The following is a 15,902-nucleotide window of genomic DNA, read 5'->3' as shown; positions in this document are numbered from 1 at the left end:
TATGGAGACGACGATGAGGGCCTTCACGGTAGAGCGCTACGGAGACAAAGCCGGCGTGCGTGCCCGCGACGTGCCGGACCCGGAGGTGGGCGCGGACGACGTGCTGGTCCGGATCCGGGCCGCGAGCATCAACCCGCTCGATCGCATGATCCGCGACGGGGAGATGAAGGCGATCCTTCCCTACCGGGTCCCGTTCGTCCTGGGCAACGACCTGGCCGGAGTGGTGGTCGAAGTGGGTACGGCCGTCACGCGGTTCGCAGTGGGGGACGAGGTCTTCGCGCGGCCCGACAAGGACCGGATCGGCACGTTCGCCGAACTCATCGCGGTGCACCAGGACGACGTGGCGATCAAGCCGGCCACGCTGACCATGGAGGAGGCGGCTTCCCTTCCTCTGGTCGCCCTGACCTCGTGGCAGGCGCTGGTCGAGCGGGCGCGCATTCAGCCGGGTCAGAAGGTCCTCGTCCACGCGGGTTCCGGCGGCCTGGGCACCATCGCCATCCAGCTGGCGAAGCAGCTGGGTGCGCACGTGGCGACCACCACGAGCACGGCCAACGTCGACTTGGTGAAGCGTCTGGGCGCGGACGTTGTCGTCGACTACAAGAAGCAGGCGTTCGAGACGGTGCTGCACGACTATGACGTCGTCCTGGACTCGCTCGGCGGCGAGACGCTCAAGAAGTCACTGGACGTACTCAAGCCCGGCGGGAAGGTCATCAGTGTCGCGGGCCCGCCCGACGCCGCTTTCGCCAGGGAGCTGGGCGCGAATCCGGCTATTCGGCTGGTGATGTCCGCGCTGAGTTTCCGCACCCGACGACGCGCCCGGCGCCGCAACGTGACGTACTCGTTCCTGTTCATGAAGGCCAGTGGGGACCAGCTGCGCGAGCTCACTCCTCTCATCGATGCCGGCAGGATCCGCCCCGTCGTCGACACCGTGTTCCCGTTCGAGTCGACCCGAGAAGCGTTGGAGTACCTCGTGGCAGGCCGCGCGAAGGCCGGCAAGGTCGTCGTCAGGATGACGTGAGGGAACCGGCCTGCCGGGCAGCGAAAGTCCCCCGCGAGCGCGGGGCCGACACCGCGCCCGCGCCGACGGCAGAGTGCCTGAAACCCGCTACCCCAAGGACCTGGACATGAACACACCGCGGAATTCACCCTCCCCCTCGACGTCGTCGTACAAGCACGCGCCGACCCGCTCCGTGTCCGTTCGCGGCGAGGACTTCGTCTACCGCGAACTCGGTCCCGAGGGCGGCGTGCCGCTGATCCTCCTGGTCCACTTGGCCGGCGTCCTGGACAACTGGGACCCGCGCGTCGTGGACGGGCTCGCGACACGGCGTCGGGTCATCGCCTTCGACAACCGTGGGGTGGGCGGATCAACCGGCTCCACGCCGGACACGATCGAGGCGATGGCTCGCGACGCGGTGCTGTTCATCCGAGCCCTCGGGTTCGACCAGGTCGATCTGCTCGGTCTGTCGATGGGCGGCTTCATCGCGCAGGTCATCGCGGAAGAAGAACCGCACCTCGTCCGCAAGGTCATCCTCGCGGGCACGGGTCCCGCCGGGGGCCCCGGCATCGACAAGGTGCCGTCACTCACCCTTCAGGCCACACTCAAGGGCGCCCTGACCCGCCAGGACCCCAAGCTCTCCCTCTTCTTCACCGACACCGCAGGCGGTCGGCGGGCCGGACGTGCCTTCCTGGAACGACTGAAGGAGCGCACGGACAGCCGCGACAAGGACATCTCGCTGCCGTCGTTCCGCGCCCAGCTGAAGGCCATCAAACGATGGGGCCGCCAGGCGCCGTCGGACCTGTCGGCCATTGGCCTACCGGTCCTCGTGGCAAACGGTGAGAACGACCGGATGGTGCCCAGCCAGAACACAGTCGACCTGGCCGCACGCCTGCCCCGGAGCGAACTCGTCCCCCTCTTCCCGGATGCCGGACACGGGGGAATCTTCCAGCACCACGATGAATTCGTGACGAGGGCGCTTGGGTTCCTCGAGCGCTGAGCCGCGCAGAGCAGTGCCGCATCCGCCCGCTGGTCCCACCGACGGCCTCCCCGCCCTAGACATTGACGTACGGTCGCAATGGCATGACCGTACGTCAATGAGAGGCGCCTCTCGGCCTTTGGGCTTGCCGAAGCAGCGCATCCAGAAATGAGGCTCTCCGTGCGTGACCTCCCCTTCCAACCAGCCGCGGACCAGTTGGATGCGCTGGCCGCGGGCCAGGTCTCGAGTGAGGAACTGCTCGAGGTCTACCTGAGCCGCATCGGCACTTACAACGAGACGAGACCGCCGGTATGCGGACAGCCTGTGGTCGGACCCACCTCAAGGACTACATACCCGAGCAGGACGCCGAGGCGGTACGACGGTTGCGCGCCGCGGGTGCGGTGATCATCGGCAAGACCAACCTGCCCGCGGGAAACCAGGACGTCCAGGCGGACAACCCGGTGTTCGGGCCCACACTGAATCCGTGGAACACCGCCCGTACGTCCGGAGGTTCCGCAGGGGGTGGAGCCGTGGCTACAGCCGCAGGGCTGACCGCTTTCGACTTCGGCTCGGAAATCGGCGGATCGACCCGGATCCCAGCACACTTCAACGGCCTCTACGGACACAAGGCGACCTGGCGGTCCATCCCACTCATCGGCCACGTGCCGGGCGGACCAGGCGTGGGGCGGTGGGCGGAGATCGACCTCGCCTGCGCGGGCGCCCAGGTGCGCGAGGCACGCGACCTTGTCCCCATCCTCCACGCGACGGTGGGACCACCTGAGCGCGACGGTGGCTTCAGCTACACCCTCGCACCACCCAGGGCGAGCGAGTTGGGTGCCTTCCGGGTCGCGGTGTGGACCGAGGACCCGTCGTGCCCCATAGACGATGATGTCGCCGCCGCCGTGGACGACGCCCTGAATGCCCTCAAGGCGGCCGGCGCGAAGGTCGAGGTGCGGCCCGCCGGCCTCCCCGTCGACATGACGACCAGTCATGACATCTTCCTGCGCCTCCTCTACGGTGCCTTCACCTACGACCGATCCGGACTGACAGCGGCCTCCAACGCCGCGCTCCTCGCGCGCATGGCCCAGCACCCTCGCGGAGAAGCGATGCATGCCTTGCGAGGAACCTTCCAGTCCCACTACGGCTGGCTGCAGGCGGATGTCGCACGCCATGAACTCCGGCAACGGTGGACCGAGTTCTTCCGGGAGTTCGATGTCCTGCTCATGCCGGTCACACCGACCACGGCTCCGCCTCACCACAACAAACCGATCGACAGATTCGGACGCCGGATCCAGGTCGAAGGACGGTCTCGACCCTACTGGGACCAGGTCAAGTGGAGCGCTGTCGCCAACGTGGCCGGCTCACCGGCGACGACCATCCCCGTCCGAACGGGCCGGGACGGCCTGCCCGTCGGGCTACAGGCGATGGGTCCGAGCGGCGGCGACCTCACCACGATCAAGTTCGCCGAGCTCATGGGCCGCGAACTCGAGGGCTACCAGCCCCCTCCGGCCTTCGTGTGACGATCCGCCGGCCTGCACTGCACGGAAGTCGACGCTCCGGTACCTCGTAAGCAGGACCAAGAATGCCCTCGCTGCACCGAGCCTTGCTGACCAGGCGAGTCGTCGGCGAACAGGCGGCGTGACAGAGATCATTGACAAGCCGAATCCACGAAGGTTGTCATGAACACATGCTGCGATGCCTTCGGACCTGCTGCACTCCCCGTGCCAACGGCTCTGCCCTCGGCGCCGGTTGTCACCCGTCACTGGGCGCCGCGTGCACGACGACCGCGGGTACCGCCCCCAGGGCAACGGGCGGGCGGCTGCCGTGGATGTACGGTCATTGACCGGGCGCCGCGAGCTGCTTGAGACCGCCCGGGCCGAGTTGACGGACCGTTCCGGAGTGCTCTTCCACGGTCCCGCGGGGATCGGCAAGTCCATGCTCGTGGCCGCCCTCATGACGTCCTTGGCCGCGCATGACCGGTCGGCCGGCACGGTGCTGCACTGCTCGCCCGCTCAGGAGGACGCCCGGCTCCCCTTCGTCGGCCTCATCGACCTGTTCGCGCGGGTGCCGGAGAGCTGCCTGGAGGCCCTGGCGCCCGAGCCCCGGGCGGCACTGAGGGCGGTTCTGCTGCGCGGCCAGGAACCCGCCGGCGACCAGAGCCGTCTCGCGGTGCGCGTAGCCGTCCTCGAAGTGCTGCGCGCCCTCGCCGCCACCGGCCCCGTTCTGCTGGTCATCGACGGCCTCCAGTGGCTCGACGAGCCGAGCGCCGAGGTGCTCGCCTTCGCCGTACGCCGCATCCAGGGCCTCGGCATCCGGGTGGTGGCCGCCGAGCGGGTGGCCGACGGCGAGCAGCCCGAACGGCTGCGCTGCTGCCCGCCGGGCACCGTCGAACTTCCCGTGCCGCCGCTGTCGGACGGCGAGGTGGCACACCTCGTGCGCACCGGTATCGGTGCCGACCTGCCACCGGCGACGCTGCGGGCGATCCAGGACACCGCCGCCGGAAACCCTTGGTGCGCACTGGAGTTGGGACGGGCGGCGGCGCGCGACGCAGCGCCCGTCGGCTTCGGCCGGACGCTGCCCGTACCCCGCAGGCTGCGTACCCTGCTGCTGGACCAGGTGCGTACGCTGCCGGAGCCGGCGCGGCACACCCTCCTCGTCACGAGCGCCGCCGCCCGCCCCAGCCTCACTCTGCTGCGTGCCGCCGGGCTCCATGACCCCGCCGCGGACCTCGCGGAGGCCGAACGGCTGGGCATCGCGACGGCCGACGCCGACGGAGCCGTACGTTTCCGGCATCCGCTGATCCGGGCCGCCGTATACGCCGACGCACCGGAGTACGGCCGCCGGCAGGCGCACGCCCTGCTGGCTCGCGCGGTCACCGAGCCCGTGGAGCAGGCCCGCCACCTCGCGCTCGCCCACCCGCACGAGGACGAAACCACCGCCCGCACGCTGATGTCCGCGGCCGAGTCCGCACGCCGCCACGGCGCACCCGATGCCGCCTTCGAACTGGCCGAGCTCGCTGCCCGACGCACTCCCGGCGACCGCCCCGCGGAGCGCGCCGACCGGCTGCTGGCCGCGGCCGAGTACGCGTGCGACGCCGGACACCTGGAGGAGGCGGGACAGGCGGCCGAGACCGTCCTCGCCGCATCGGGCTCCGCACGGCAGCGCGTGCGGGCCCGGCTGATCCTGCTGCGCAACGCCGGGCAGGCGCTGGAAGGTGCCCGCGACCTGATCGAGGAAGGCCTCCGGGACGCCGACGGCGACCCGGAGGCCGAAGCATGGCTGCACTACTGGGCGGCTGTACGCGGCCTGCTCTGCGGGGAGTTGGAGGAGGCGGCCCGGCACGCCCGGCACGCCGCCCGGCAGGCGGACCGGGCGGGCGACACGGACACCCGGATCGGTGCACTCGCCACCCTCGCCCGGGTGCGGTCCCTGGCCGGGGAACCGGTCGCCGCCGACGCCGCGCTCGAGGAGGCGCTCGCGCTGGTCGGCGGCGCCGACGCCGGCCCGGAGAGCTGGGGACTGATCCGGATGCGGGCGATTCTCGCCCTGGACTCCGACAAGGTGACCGAGGCCCGGGACCAGGTCGCCGGACTCCTTGCGGAGATCGGCGAGTTCGCCGGGGTCGAGGAGGTCATGGCGACCTTGGTGTCGCTGACCCGCATTCAGGTGCGCTCCGGGCACTGCCGGGAGGCGCTGCGCACCGCCGCCCACTGCTCGCGCGCCCTGGCCGAGACAGGCGTACAGGCGGCTCCGGCGCTGTACGCGGCGGCGCTCGCGGCGACGGCGGGCGGCAGTGCCGACGAGGCCCGGCACCTCGCCGCGCAGGCGGTACGGGCCTCGGAGGCGGACGGCGACCGGCTGTTCCTGCTGCGCGCGCTGGCGGTGCTCGGGCAGGCCGAGCTGCTCGTCGGCGACCCACGAGGGGCGGCTTCCGCGGTCGAGGCGCTGCAACGCGTCAAGGAACTCGGCGAGGCCATGTCCGCCGCCGACCCGCCCTTGCTGCACTGGTACAGCGACTTGGCCGAAGCCCTGGTCGTCCTGGGCGAGACGGACGCGGCCGGGGCCGTGATCCGCGAGGCCCGCACGCGGGTGTCCGGCGATGCGCCCGGGAGCGTACTGGCGGCTCTGGAGCGGGCGGAGGGGTTGCGTGAGGCGGGACTCGGCCGGGCGAAGGAGGGCGCGGTACGGCTGCGTGCCGCCGTGGACCGTCTGCGTCAACTTCCGTTGCCCGTCGAGCTGGTACGTACCCTGATCGCGCTCGGCGCGGTCGAGCGCCGCGCGCGCCGCAGGACCGCGGCGCGAGCGGTCCTCGGCGAGGCGCTGGAGACCGCGACGCGGATCGGCGCCGCTCCGCTGGCGGCGCGGGCCAGGGACGAGCTGGGGCGGCTGGACGCCGGAGACCGGAGCGGTGAGGCAGGCGCGGGCGGGCCCGAACTCACCCCCACGGAAGCCAGGATCGCCGGACTGGTCGGCGGCGGGGCCACCAACCGGGAAGTCGCCGCGGAGCTGTTCATCAGCGTCAAGACGGTGGAGGGTGCCCTGTCGCGGGTCTACCGCAAGTTCGGGGTCCGCTCGCGCACCGCGCTCGCCCATGCGATGGCGGTCGCCGTCATCGCATCCGGGGCGGCGGCCGTGGATTCCGGCGACGACGACCAAGTGAGGCCCGCGGCCCAGGCGGTGATGACGAGCCAGCCGGGCCGTATCCGGGTTCCCCGTGGGCTCGACACCCGACCTTGACCTGACATCCGCAGTTCACGTGACATCCGCAGTTAACACGTAACGCAAGGGTTCCCCCGCTTATGCGGGTGGGGCTGATGTTCCTACGGTGAAGCCGTTCCGCTTCCGGGACACATCCCCCCACTCTCCGGAGGACCTCAGTGAAGTCACGCCTGAAACTGGTCGGTCTGGTCGCCGTGCCGGCCCTGCTCGCCGCCGCCGTCCCCGCCGCCTACGCCGTCGACACCCCCCAGTCGCACTCAACTCGCGCCGCCATCACCGGAGATGTCCTGAAGGGCCTGAAGCAGGACGCGACCCGCACCGGCAACGTCGCCGCCGGGAAGCGGATATCGGTGGCGATCAGCCTGACTCCCAGGGGAGGCAAGGCACTTGACACCTTCGTCGCGAAGGTCAGCAACCCGCGGTCCAGTTCCTACGGCCACTATCTGACGAAGAGTCAGTTCGCGGCCCGCTTCGGCCGGACCGACGCCGAGGTCAAGCAGCTCAAGGACTACCTGCGCGCCCAGGGTCTCACCGTCGGCAAGGTCCACTCGGGGAACCTGTTGGTCGACGCCAGCGGCACCGCCGCCCAGCTGGAGAAGGCTTTCGGCACCAGGCTGTCGACCTGGAAGGACGCCGCTTCGGGGCGCTCGTTCTACGCCAACGACGCCGCGCCGACCCTGCCGACCGCCGTCGCCTCCCTCGTCAGCGACGTGGCCGGCCTCAACAACCGCCTCCGGCTGCACCACCCGACGCCCTCCACCGTCACCCCCCACAACGGCCCGGGCGGCGGCTACACCCCGGCCCAGATCAAGGGCGGCTACAACGTCTCCGGTACATACACCGGCAGCGGCCAGAAGATCGCGCTGATCGAGTTCGACGGCTTCCAGCAGTCCAACATCACCGCCTACGACAACAACTACAGCCTGGGTTCACCCACCCCGACCGTGCAGAAGGTGGACGGCGGCTCCGGCTCCCTCGGCGACGGCCAGGTCGAGGTCGAGCTGGACATCGAGGTCCTGCACGCGATCGCCCCCAAGGCGAACGTCACCGTCTTCGAGGGCCCCAACTCCGACGCCGGCGAGGTCGACACCTACCAGGCCATCGTCGACAGCGGCATCCCGACCACGTCGATCAGCTGGGGCGCCGCCGAGAGCGCGCGCACCACCTCCAACATCAACGCCGTGGACGCCGTCTTCAAGGCGGGCGCCGCCCAGGGCCTCGGCTTCTACGCGGCCTCCGGAGACGACGGCTCCGACGACGCTGGCGACGGCGGCACCTCCGTCGACTACCCGGCCAGCGACCCGTACGTCACCGGCGTCGGCGGCACCAAGCTGACCGTCACCTCCGCCAACGCCTGGAGCAAGGAGGTGGCCTGGTCCGGCGGTGGTGGCGGCAAGTCCTCCGTCTTCAAGATCCCCAGCTGGCAGACCGCGGTGCAGAAGAGCGCCGGTGGCGGCTACCGCCAGGTGCCCGACGTCTCGGCCCACGCCAACCCCAGCCCCGGCGTCTCGATCTACTCGCAGGGCTCCTGGACCTCGGTCGGCGGCACCAGCGCCGCCGCGCCCGAGTGGGCCGCCTTCGCCGCCCTGTACAACCAGCAGGCCGCGGCGGCCGGCAAGGCCAACCTCGGCTTCGCCAACCCCGCCCTCTACACGGCGAGCGGCACCGGCTTCCACGACATCACCAGCGGCAGCAACGGCGCCTACTCCGCCGCCAGCGGCTGGGACTTCACCAGCGGATGGGGCTCGTACAACGCCGCGACACTGGCGAGCAAGCTGCTCGGCTGACCTCCAGCGCTGAAGGCCAACCAATAGGGCGCGCGCGGGCCGGGATCACTCCCGGCCCGCGCTGTGGTGGGCGCGCCGGGCCCGGACTCGCCCCAGGCGGTGGCACAGGCGCTGTGGGAGGCGGCGGCCGCGTTCGAGTGGCGACCTGCTGACGGGTTCGTCAGGCCTTCAGGTTCAGGGCGGACCAGAGCTCCCGCTCCACGTGCGTCAGCGGGATGTGCGCGGCAAGACGCTCCGGGTGGCCGGACGGCAGACGGCCGTCCGGCTCCGGAGTCCGTTCCGTCTCCTCGCCGCCCGTGGGCGCCTCCGGCACCGGAAGTCCCCACAGGCAACAGCCGACCGCGAGCAGGCCCGGCGTCCACCGGGCGAACACGTCCGCCCAGCGGCGTCGGCGTTTCACCGCCCGCTCACCGCAGCGGCGCCGTCGGCCACAGCGGTTCGGTCGCACGGTGTTCGGCCTCGCGCAGGACGCGCAGCACGTTGCGGCCGGTCAGCGCCTCCAAGTCGGCCCGGGACCAGCCGCGGTCGGCGAGTTCGCGCAGCAGGACCGGGTAACCGGAGACGTCGGCGAGGCCGGTGGGCTGGTGGTCGACGCCGTCGTAGTCGCCGCCCAGGCCGATGTGGTCCCTGCCTGCCACCTCGCGGGCGTGCTCGACATGATCGGCGACCTGGGCCACTGTCACCTCGGGGCGGGGGTGCTCCTCGGTCCAGCGTCGCAGCCGGGCGTCGGCTGACGCGGCGAAGGCCCCCGCGTATTCCTCGGCGACCTGGGCCGGATCCTCGCCCGGTCGTGGTGCGCGTGGCCACGTCCAGGGATGGGCCGGCAGCCCGAGACGTTCGCGTTCCGCCTGCAACTCCAGTGACCATTCGGCGACTTCGGCGGAGATGAAGTACGGCACGAAGGTGAGCTGGATGACACCGCCGTTGCCCGGCAGCAGCGCCAGGACCGGGTCGGCGACGTTGCGCGGGTGGTCGTTGAGGGCGCGTACGGAGGAGTGGCTGAACAGCACCGGGGAGGTGGAAGCGGCAAGGGCCGCCCGCTGGGTGGACTCGGCGACGTGGGAGAGGTCCACGAGCAGGCCGGTGCGGTTGAGTTCGGCGACGATCGCGCGGCCCGTGTCGTTCAGGCCGCCGACGCCCGGCTCGTCGGTGGCCGAGTCCGCCCAGGAGGTGTTGTCGTTGTGGGTGAGGGTCACATAGCGGACGCCGAGTCGGGCGTACGACCGCAGGACGCCCGGGGACTCGGCGAGGCTGTGGCCGCCCTCGATGCCCAGCAGGGAGGCGATCCGTCCGTCGGCGAGCGAGCGCTCGACGTCGGCGGCGGTGTAGGCGATCCGCAGGGTGTCCGGGTAGCGGGCGACGAGCCGGTAGACAGCGTCGATCTGCTCCAGCGTGGCCACCACGGCCTCGGGTTCGGGCAGTTTTGAGGAGACGTACACCGACCAGAACTGCGCGCCGACCCCTCCGGCGCGCAGCCGCGGCAGGTCGGTGTGGAGGTCCGGGCGGCCGTCGGCGAGCCCCTCGACGCTGTACCCGGAGCGGGCGCGCAGCGCCATGGGCAGGTCGTTGTGGCCGTCGAAGACGGGGGTGCTGCTCAGCACCTGTTCGACCACATCCAACACGGTGTCGGTCATGCGCGTGCCACTCCTTCGTCGAGGGCGTCAGGGACGCCGATGGTCAGGTCCCGGCGCCGAGCCTGCCGGACCGGGTCGGCGACGGGCAAGGCGGCGACCAGCCGCCGGGTGTAGTCGTCCTCCGGGCTGCCCAGCACCTCGGCCGTGGTGCCCGACGCGGCGATGCGGCCACGGTGCAGGACGACGACACGGTCCGCCACCTGCTCGACCACCGCGAGGTCATGACTGATGAACAGCGCCGCGAAGCCCAGCTCCCGCTGCAGTTCGGTGAAGAGGTCGAGCACCTTCGCCTGGACGGACACGTCGAGGGCCGAGGTAGGTTCGTCAGCGATGAGCAGCGGGGGCCGCAGAGCGAGCGCGCGGGCCAGCGCGGCACGCTGACGCTGGCCGCCACTGAGCTCGTGCGGGTAGCGGTCGGCGTAGCTGCGGGGCAGGTGGACGGACTCCAGCAGCGCCTCGGCCTCGGCGCCGATCGCTGTGGCGCCCAGTTCGCGCCGGTGGACGACCAGGGGTTCCGCGATGCTGTCGGCGATGGTCAGCAGCGGATTGAAGCTGGCCGCGGGGTCCTGGAAGACGTAGCCGATGTGGCCGGCCCGGCCGCGCGTACGCCGTCGTGCCGTCAACGGCTCGCCGAACACGTCGAGTTCACCGCCGGTCGCCGCCGTCAGACCGGCGACTGCCCGGCCGATGGTGGTCTTGCCGCTGCCGCTCTCCCCCACAAGACCGAGCACCTCACCCGGCCGGATCTCGAAGCTCACGCCGTCGACAGCCCGGAAACCCTTCCTCCCCAGCCGCCCCGGGTAGTCCACGACCAGCCCGGCAGCCCGTACAACCGGCTGCTCGTCGTCCGCCCCGGATGCCGGCGTACGGCTTCCCTCGCCGAAGACCGGTACAGCGGCCAGCAGTTCCCGGGTGTACGGATGGCCAGGCGCCGCGAACAACGCGCGGACCGGGGCCTGTTCCACCACCTCGCCCTCGCTCATCACCGCCACCCGGTCCGCGAGGTCGGCGACCACGCCCATGTTGTGGGTGATGAGGAGCACGGCGGTGCCGAAGTCGGTGCGGCAGCGGTGCAGGAGTTCCAGGATCTCCGCCTGGACGGTGACGTCCAGGGCCGTGGTGGGCTCGTCGGCCACGATGAGCCTGGTGCCCAGGGCGAGGGCCATGGCGATGACGGCGCGCTGCTTCTGTCCGCCGGACAGCTGGTGGGGGTAGTGGTCCACGCGGGTGGCCGGGTCCGGGATGCCGACCTTGTCGAGCCATTCGACGGCCAGGGCCCGGCGTTCGGCCTTGCTGCCGCCGTGTCCGTGGGCGCACAGGCCCTCGGTGAGCTGCCAGCCGATGGTGAAGACCGGGTTGAGCGCAGTGGACGGCTCCTGGAACACCATCGCGGCGTGCGTGCCGCGCAGGGCGCGCAGACGGGCGGGGGGCGCGGTGAGCACGTCCTCGGCCGGGTCGGCGGTGCCGTCGCCGAGCAGCACGCGGCCGCGAGCGTTCGCGGTGGCGGGCAGCAGCCCCAGGACCGACTTGGCCGTCACGGTCTTGCCGCTGCCGCTCTCGCCGACCAGGGCCAGCACCTCCCCTGGAGCGACGGACAGGCTCACCCCTTTCACCGCGGGGGCCGGACCGGCGTCCGTGGCGAAGGTGACATGCAGGTCCTCGATGCGCAGCAGGTCAGTCATCGTCCGCGCCTCCGTCCGTTCCGGTGGCGGTCGCCGTCGAGCCGCCGCGCCGCCTAAGCCGCGGGTCGGCCAGGTCGGTGAGGCTCTCGCCGAGCAGGGTGGTGCCGAGCACGGTGAGCACGATGGCCAGGCCCGGCGGTATCGCGGTCCACCACAGCCCCGAAGTGACGTCCGCGACCGAGCGGTTGAGGTCGTAGCCCCACTCGGCGGCCGAGTTGGGCTCGATGCCGAAGCCGAGGAAGCCGAGCCCGGCGAGGGTGAGGATGGCCTCGGAGGCGTTGATGGTGAAGATCAGCGGGAGGGTGCGGACCGAGTTGCGCAGCACGTGCCGGAACATGATCCGCCAGGTCCCGGTGCCGATCACCCGGGCCGCGTCCACGAAGGGCTCCGCCTTCACCCGGATCACTTCGGCCCGTACGACACGGAAGTACTGCGGTACGAAGGACACGGCGACCGAGCATGCCGCCGCACCGAGGCCCCCGACGAGGCTCGACTGTCCGCCGCTGATCACGATCGACATGACGATGGCGAGCAGCAGCGGCGGGAACGCGTAGAGCGCGTCGGCCAGCCCCACCAGCAACCGGTCCAGGCGGCCGCCGAGATAGCCGGAGGCCAGGCCCAGAACGGTGCCCGGGACCACCGAGAGCAGCAGCGCGGCGAGGATGATCTCCAGCGCGGTCCTGGCGCCCCACACCGTGCGGGACAGCACGTCGTACCCCGCGATGGTGGTGCCCAACGGATGGGTACTACTGGGGTGTTGCTGCGACCCGAACAACCCCCCGCCGTCCTGGAGTTGGGCGTATCCGTACCGGGCGAGCAGCGGTCCGAGGAGCGCCGCGAGGACGAACACTGCGGTGAGTACGGCACCGGTGAGCAGCATGGCGCGCTGCACCGCACCGCCGGTACGCAGCCGCACGCGAAGACGGTCCGGCAGCAAGGTCGGCCGTCGCACGAGGAGTTGGGCCACGGCTCAGTACCTCACTCGGGGATCGATCAGCGCCGCGACCACATCGACGAGGAAGTTCGTCACCGCCACGACGACGGCGAACAGCGCCACGATGCCCTGCACCGCAGGGAAGTCACGCACCGTCAGATAGTGGGCGAGTTCGTAGCCGAGGCCCTTCCACTCGAAGGTGGTCTCCGTCAGCACCGCTCCGCCGAGCAGCCCGGCGACCTGGAGCCCCAGGACGGTGACGACGGGAATCAGGGCGGGCCGGGTTGCGTGCCGAGTGACCAGGCGGAAAGGCGCCACGCCTCGGGAGCGGGCGGCCTCGACGTAGTCGGCGCCGAGGGTGCCGATCAGATTCGTGCGGACCAGCCGCAGCAGGATGCCGGCGACGAGCAGGCCCAGCGCCAGGGCGGGCAGTACGGCGTGCCTCAGGACGTCGGCGACGGCCGCCCCGTCGCCGCTGCGCAGGGCGTCGACGAGGTAGAGCCCCGTCGTGCTGGTCTGGTTCTGCAGGAAGAGCTGGACGTCGGTGCTCGCCCGGCCTGACGCGGGCAGCCAGCCGAGCTGGATCGCGAAGACGAGCTTCAGCAGCAGTCCCACGAAGAACACGGGGGTGGCATAGGTGAGGACGGCGAACAGCCGAAGCGCCGCGTCGGGCGCGCGGTCCCGGTAGGAGGCCGCGACCATGCCCAGGGGGACTCCCACGACGAGGGCCACGATGAGGGCGTAGAAGGCGAGTTCGACGGTGGCGGCGCCGTAGGTGCCCAGCACGTGGGTCACCGGTTCGTTGTCGGTGACGGTGTGGCCGAAGTCGCCGGTCGCCAGGGACTTCAGATAGTCCAGGTACTGGGTGAGCAACGGCCGGTCGTAGCCCGCCTGGTGCAGTTTCGCCTGGAGCTGGTCCGGGGTGAGCCGGTCGCCGAAGGCGGCACTGATCGGGTCACCGGTGGCGCGCATCAGGAAGAAGACCAGGCTGACCAGCACGAACACGGTGGGGATGATGAGGAGGAAGCGGACCACCAGGTAGCGGGCGAGACCGTACCCGGCGGCGCCGTCGGCCGGGGTGACGACGGCGCCGGGGGTGTCCTGCGTCAGAGTGCTCACTTCTTCGCGAGTCCTGCCCAGCGGAAGGTGTACGCGCTGTTCAGCTCGTCCGGTACACCGCTGATGTCGGTACGGGTGACGATCGCGGTGGACCCCTGGAGCAGCGGCAGCAGCGGCACCGACGCGGCGGCCTTGTCCTGTACCTGCTTGAGCAGTTCGGCGCGCTTGGCGGTGTCGGTCTCCGTCTCCTCCTTCTTGATCAGCTCGCGTACTGCGGGGTCGGAGTAGTCGTTGGCGACCCAGCTGTTGGCCGAGTAGAAGGGCGAGAGGTAGTTGTCCGCGTCCAAGTAGTCGGCGTACCAGCCGAGTTGGTAGAGCGGGTAGAGGTGCTTGATGCGGTCCTTGCCGTACTGGGTCCACTCGGTGGACTGCAGGTTCACCTTGAACAGTCCGGTGGCTTCGAGCTGGGTCTTGACCAGCGCGTACTCGTCGGCCGAGGACGAGCCGTAATGGTCGCTGTTGTACTGGAGGTTGAGGGTGACCGGGGTGCTCACCTTCGCCTTCTTGAGCCGTGCGGCGGCAGCTGCCTTGTCGGGGCCGCCCTTCTTGTCGCCGTAGAGCGACTTGAACGAGTCGGTGGCGCCGGTGAGTCCGTCGGGCACGGAGCTGTACAGCGGCTGATAGCTGTTCTTGTAGACCTGCTGGGCGAGTTGGGCCCGGTCGACGGAGTCGGCGACGGCCTGCCGCACGGCCAGCGCCTTGGCCTTGTCGGCGTTCTTGGTCTTGGTGCCGTACGGCTGTGTCCGGAAGTCGAAGACGACGTAGCGGATGCCGTTGCCGGACCCGGTGTGGACCTTGATGTCCTTCTTCTTGGACAGGTCGTCGAGGTCGGCGGTGGTGAGCGTGCGGTAGACGGCGTCGACGGTGCCCTGCTGGACGTCGAGCTTCAGGTTGCTGGCGTCGGTGTAGTACTTGAGCTGGACGTTCTTGGTCTTCGGGGCGCCCAGTTGACCCGCGTAGGCACTGTTGGCGGTGAAGGAGACCAGCGAGTTCTTGTCGTAACTCGTGACGCCGTAAGGGCCGTTCCAGGGTTTGGCCGCGACGATGGCCTTGTCGTCGAGGATCTTGTCCGCAGGGAAGACCTGCTCGTCGACGATGTAGCCGGCCGCGGTGGACAACACCTGTGGGAACAGCGTGTCGTTGGCGGACTTGAGGGTGAAGACGACGGTGGTGGGTGTCGGGGCGGCGACGGAGTCGAGGTTGTACAGCAGTGACGACGGACCGTTCTCGTCGGCGATCTTCAACGTGCGGTCGAAGCTGAACTTGACGTCGGAGGAGGTCAGTTGGTGACCGTTGGCGAACTTCAGGCCCTTCTTCAGCGTGACCGTGTACTCCTTGGCCCCCGTCAGCTCGATCCCGGTGGCCAGGTCCGGTGAGACCTCCGTGGCACCGTTCTTCACGCTGAGCAAGGTCGCGTAGACCTCGCTCTCGATGGTGCCGGAGCCCGCGTCCCAGGCGCCCGCCGGGTCGAGGCTGGTCACCTGGTCCGTCGTACCGACGGTGATCGTCGCACCGCCGGTGCCGGTGGCGCCGGTGGAGTTCTTGGTGCTCGTGCAGCCGGTCAGGGCCACCAGGAACGCCGTGCCGAGGGATATGGCGCCGAGGGACCGGAACGGTCTGAGGGTGCTGTGCTGTGCCATGGCTGGTCTCTGCTTCCGCATGAGTGGGAACACGAAGGGGCCCCGGCAGGCAGGACATGCCGAGCGCGCGCTGTCGCGTGAAAGGTGGGAGTGAAGAGCGAAAAAGGGTCAGCTGTGACAGAGACAGCTGCAGACCAGCAGCAGATCCACATGGCGTCGGGAGCACAGCACGAGGCCAGTTGCCACGCCGTCCTCCTAGGGGTGTCGCCGGCTCACGGGCCGGTGGGAACGCACTTGCAGAACAGGAACATCCGCCGAGCCTTCACCTGGGGCACCCCGCTGCGTCGAGGGTTGCCGTCCGGCCAGCCAGGGCTTGATCACCGGAACTCGTAGCTCGCGCTCACCGTAGATCGACAATTCTCTCGGCGTCAAGAGTTCCCTGTGCCGGGATGACGTGCGCGGACACCGGCACAA

Annotated in this window: 11 protein-coding genes and 1 riboswitch; of the genes, 5 read left to right on the top strand and 6 right to left on the bottom strand. The window is 70.4% G+C overall.

All coding sequences use genetic code 11. From position 1 onward, the window contains the following. Positions 1–13: 13 nt before the first annotated feature. The 5 genes from AB5J50_RS48025 to AB5J50_RS48005 all read left to right on the top strand — a co-directional run bounded on the left by AB5J50_RS48025 (position 14) and on the right by AB5J50_RS48005 (position 8,479). A complete protein-coding gene (locus AB5J50_RS48025; protein ID WP_369264822.1) occupies positions 14–1,018 on the top strand; it encodes an NADP-dependent oxidoreductase in 1,005 nt (334 codons plus the stop codon). Positions 1,019–1,124: 106 nt separating this feature from the next. Continuing rightward, complete coding sequence (locus AB5J50_RS48020) at positions 1,125–1,994, top strand: alpha/beta fold hydrolase (protein WP_369264821.1); 870 nt, start codon at positions 1,125–1,127, stop codon at positions 1,992–1,994. Between the two features lie 290 nt (positions 1,995–2,284). Further along, on the top strand, positions 2,285–3,493 hold the full coding sequence (locus tag AB5J50_RS48015; RefSeq protein ID WP_369264820.1) for an amidase family protein: 1,209 nt from the start codon (positions 2,285–2,287) through the stop codon (positions 3,491–3,493). 253 nt (positions 3,494–3,746) lie between these two features. Further along, the gene (locus tag AB5J50_RS48010; RefSeq protein WP_369264819.1) at positions 3,747–6,710 is read left to right on the top strand and encodes an AAA family ATPase; all 2,964 of its coding nucleotides are present in this window, start codon (positions 3,747–3,749) and stop codon (positions 6,708–6,710) included. A gap of 140 nt (positions 6,711–6,850) precedes the next feature. Then, positions 6,851–8,479: a protease pro-enzyme activation domain-containing protein gene (locus AB5J50_RS48005; protein ID WP_369264818.1), complete on the top strand. Its 1,629-nt coding sequence runs from the start codon at positions 6,851–6,853 to the stop codon at positions 8,477–8,479. 160 nt (positions 8,480–8,639) lie between these two features. Here the strand turns inward: AB5J50_RS48005 and AB5J50_RS48000 are convergent, their stop codons facing one another. Genes AB5J50_RS48000 through AB5J50_RS47975 form a run of 6 tightly spaced genes read right to left on the bottom strand, consistent with a single transcriptional unit; the run spans position 8,640 to position 15,488 of the window. Further along, a complete protein-coding gene (locus AB5J50_RS48000; RefSeq protein ID WP_369264817.1) occupies positions 8,640–8,879 on the bottom strand; it encodes a DUF6059 family protein in 240 nt (79 codons plus the stop codon). 7 nt (positions 8,880–8,886) lie between these two features. Next, complete coding sequence (locus tag AB5J50_RS47995) at positions 8,887–10,113, bottom strand: dipeptidase (RefSeq protein WP_369264816.1); 1,227 nt, start codon at positions 10,111–10,113, stop codon at positions 8,887–8,889. Continuing rightward, positions 10,110–11,795 (bottom strand): dipeptide ABC transporter ATP-binding protein, encoded by a 1,686-nt coding sequence (locus AB5J50_RS47990; RefSeq protein WP_369264815.1) that lies wholly within the window; start codon positions 11,793–11,795, stop codon positions 10,110–10,112. The genes AB5J50_RS47995 and AB5J50_RS47990 overlap by 4 nt, the downstream gene beginning before the upstream one ends. Next, positions 11,788–12,711, bottom strand: coding sequence for an ABC transporter permease (locus AB5J50_RS47985; protein ID WP_369264814.1), 924 nt, complete (start codon positions 12,709–12,711; stop codon positions 11,788–11,790). The genes AB5J50_RS47990 and AB5J50_RS47985 overlap by 8 nt, the downstream gene beginning before the upstream one ends. Positions 12,712–12,765: 54 nt before the next feature. Continuing rightward, complete coding sequence (locus tag AB5J50_RS47980) at positions 12,766–13,848, bottom strand: ABC transporter permease (protein WP_369264813.1); 1,083 nt, start codon at positions 13,846–13,848, stop codon at positions 12,766–12,768. Then, on the bottom strand, positions 13,845–15,488 hold the full coding sequence (locus tag AB5J50_RS47975; RefSeq protein ID WP_369264812.1) for an ABC transporter substrate-binding protein: 1,644 nt from the start codon (positions 15,486–15,488) through the stop codon (positions 13,845–13,847). Before AB5J50_RS47975 ends, AB5J50_RS47980 begins: the two co-directional genes overlap by 4 nt. 225 nt (positions 15,489–15,713) lie before the next feature. Beyond that, a riboswitch (SAM riboswitch) is annotated at positions 15,714–15,823 on the bottom strand. Positions 15,824–15,902: the final 79 nt, after the last annotated feature.

The sequence above is a fragment of the Streptomyces sp. R35 genome (assembly GCF_041053035.1).
GTDB lineage: Bacteria > Actinomycetota > Actinomycetes > Streptomycetales > Streptomycetaceae > Streptomyces > Streptomyces lutosisoli.
The sequence above is the reverse complement of the archived record's forward strand: the minus strand, read 5'-3'. Positions and strand labels throughout refer to the sequence as shown.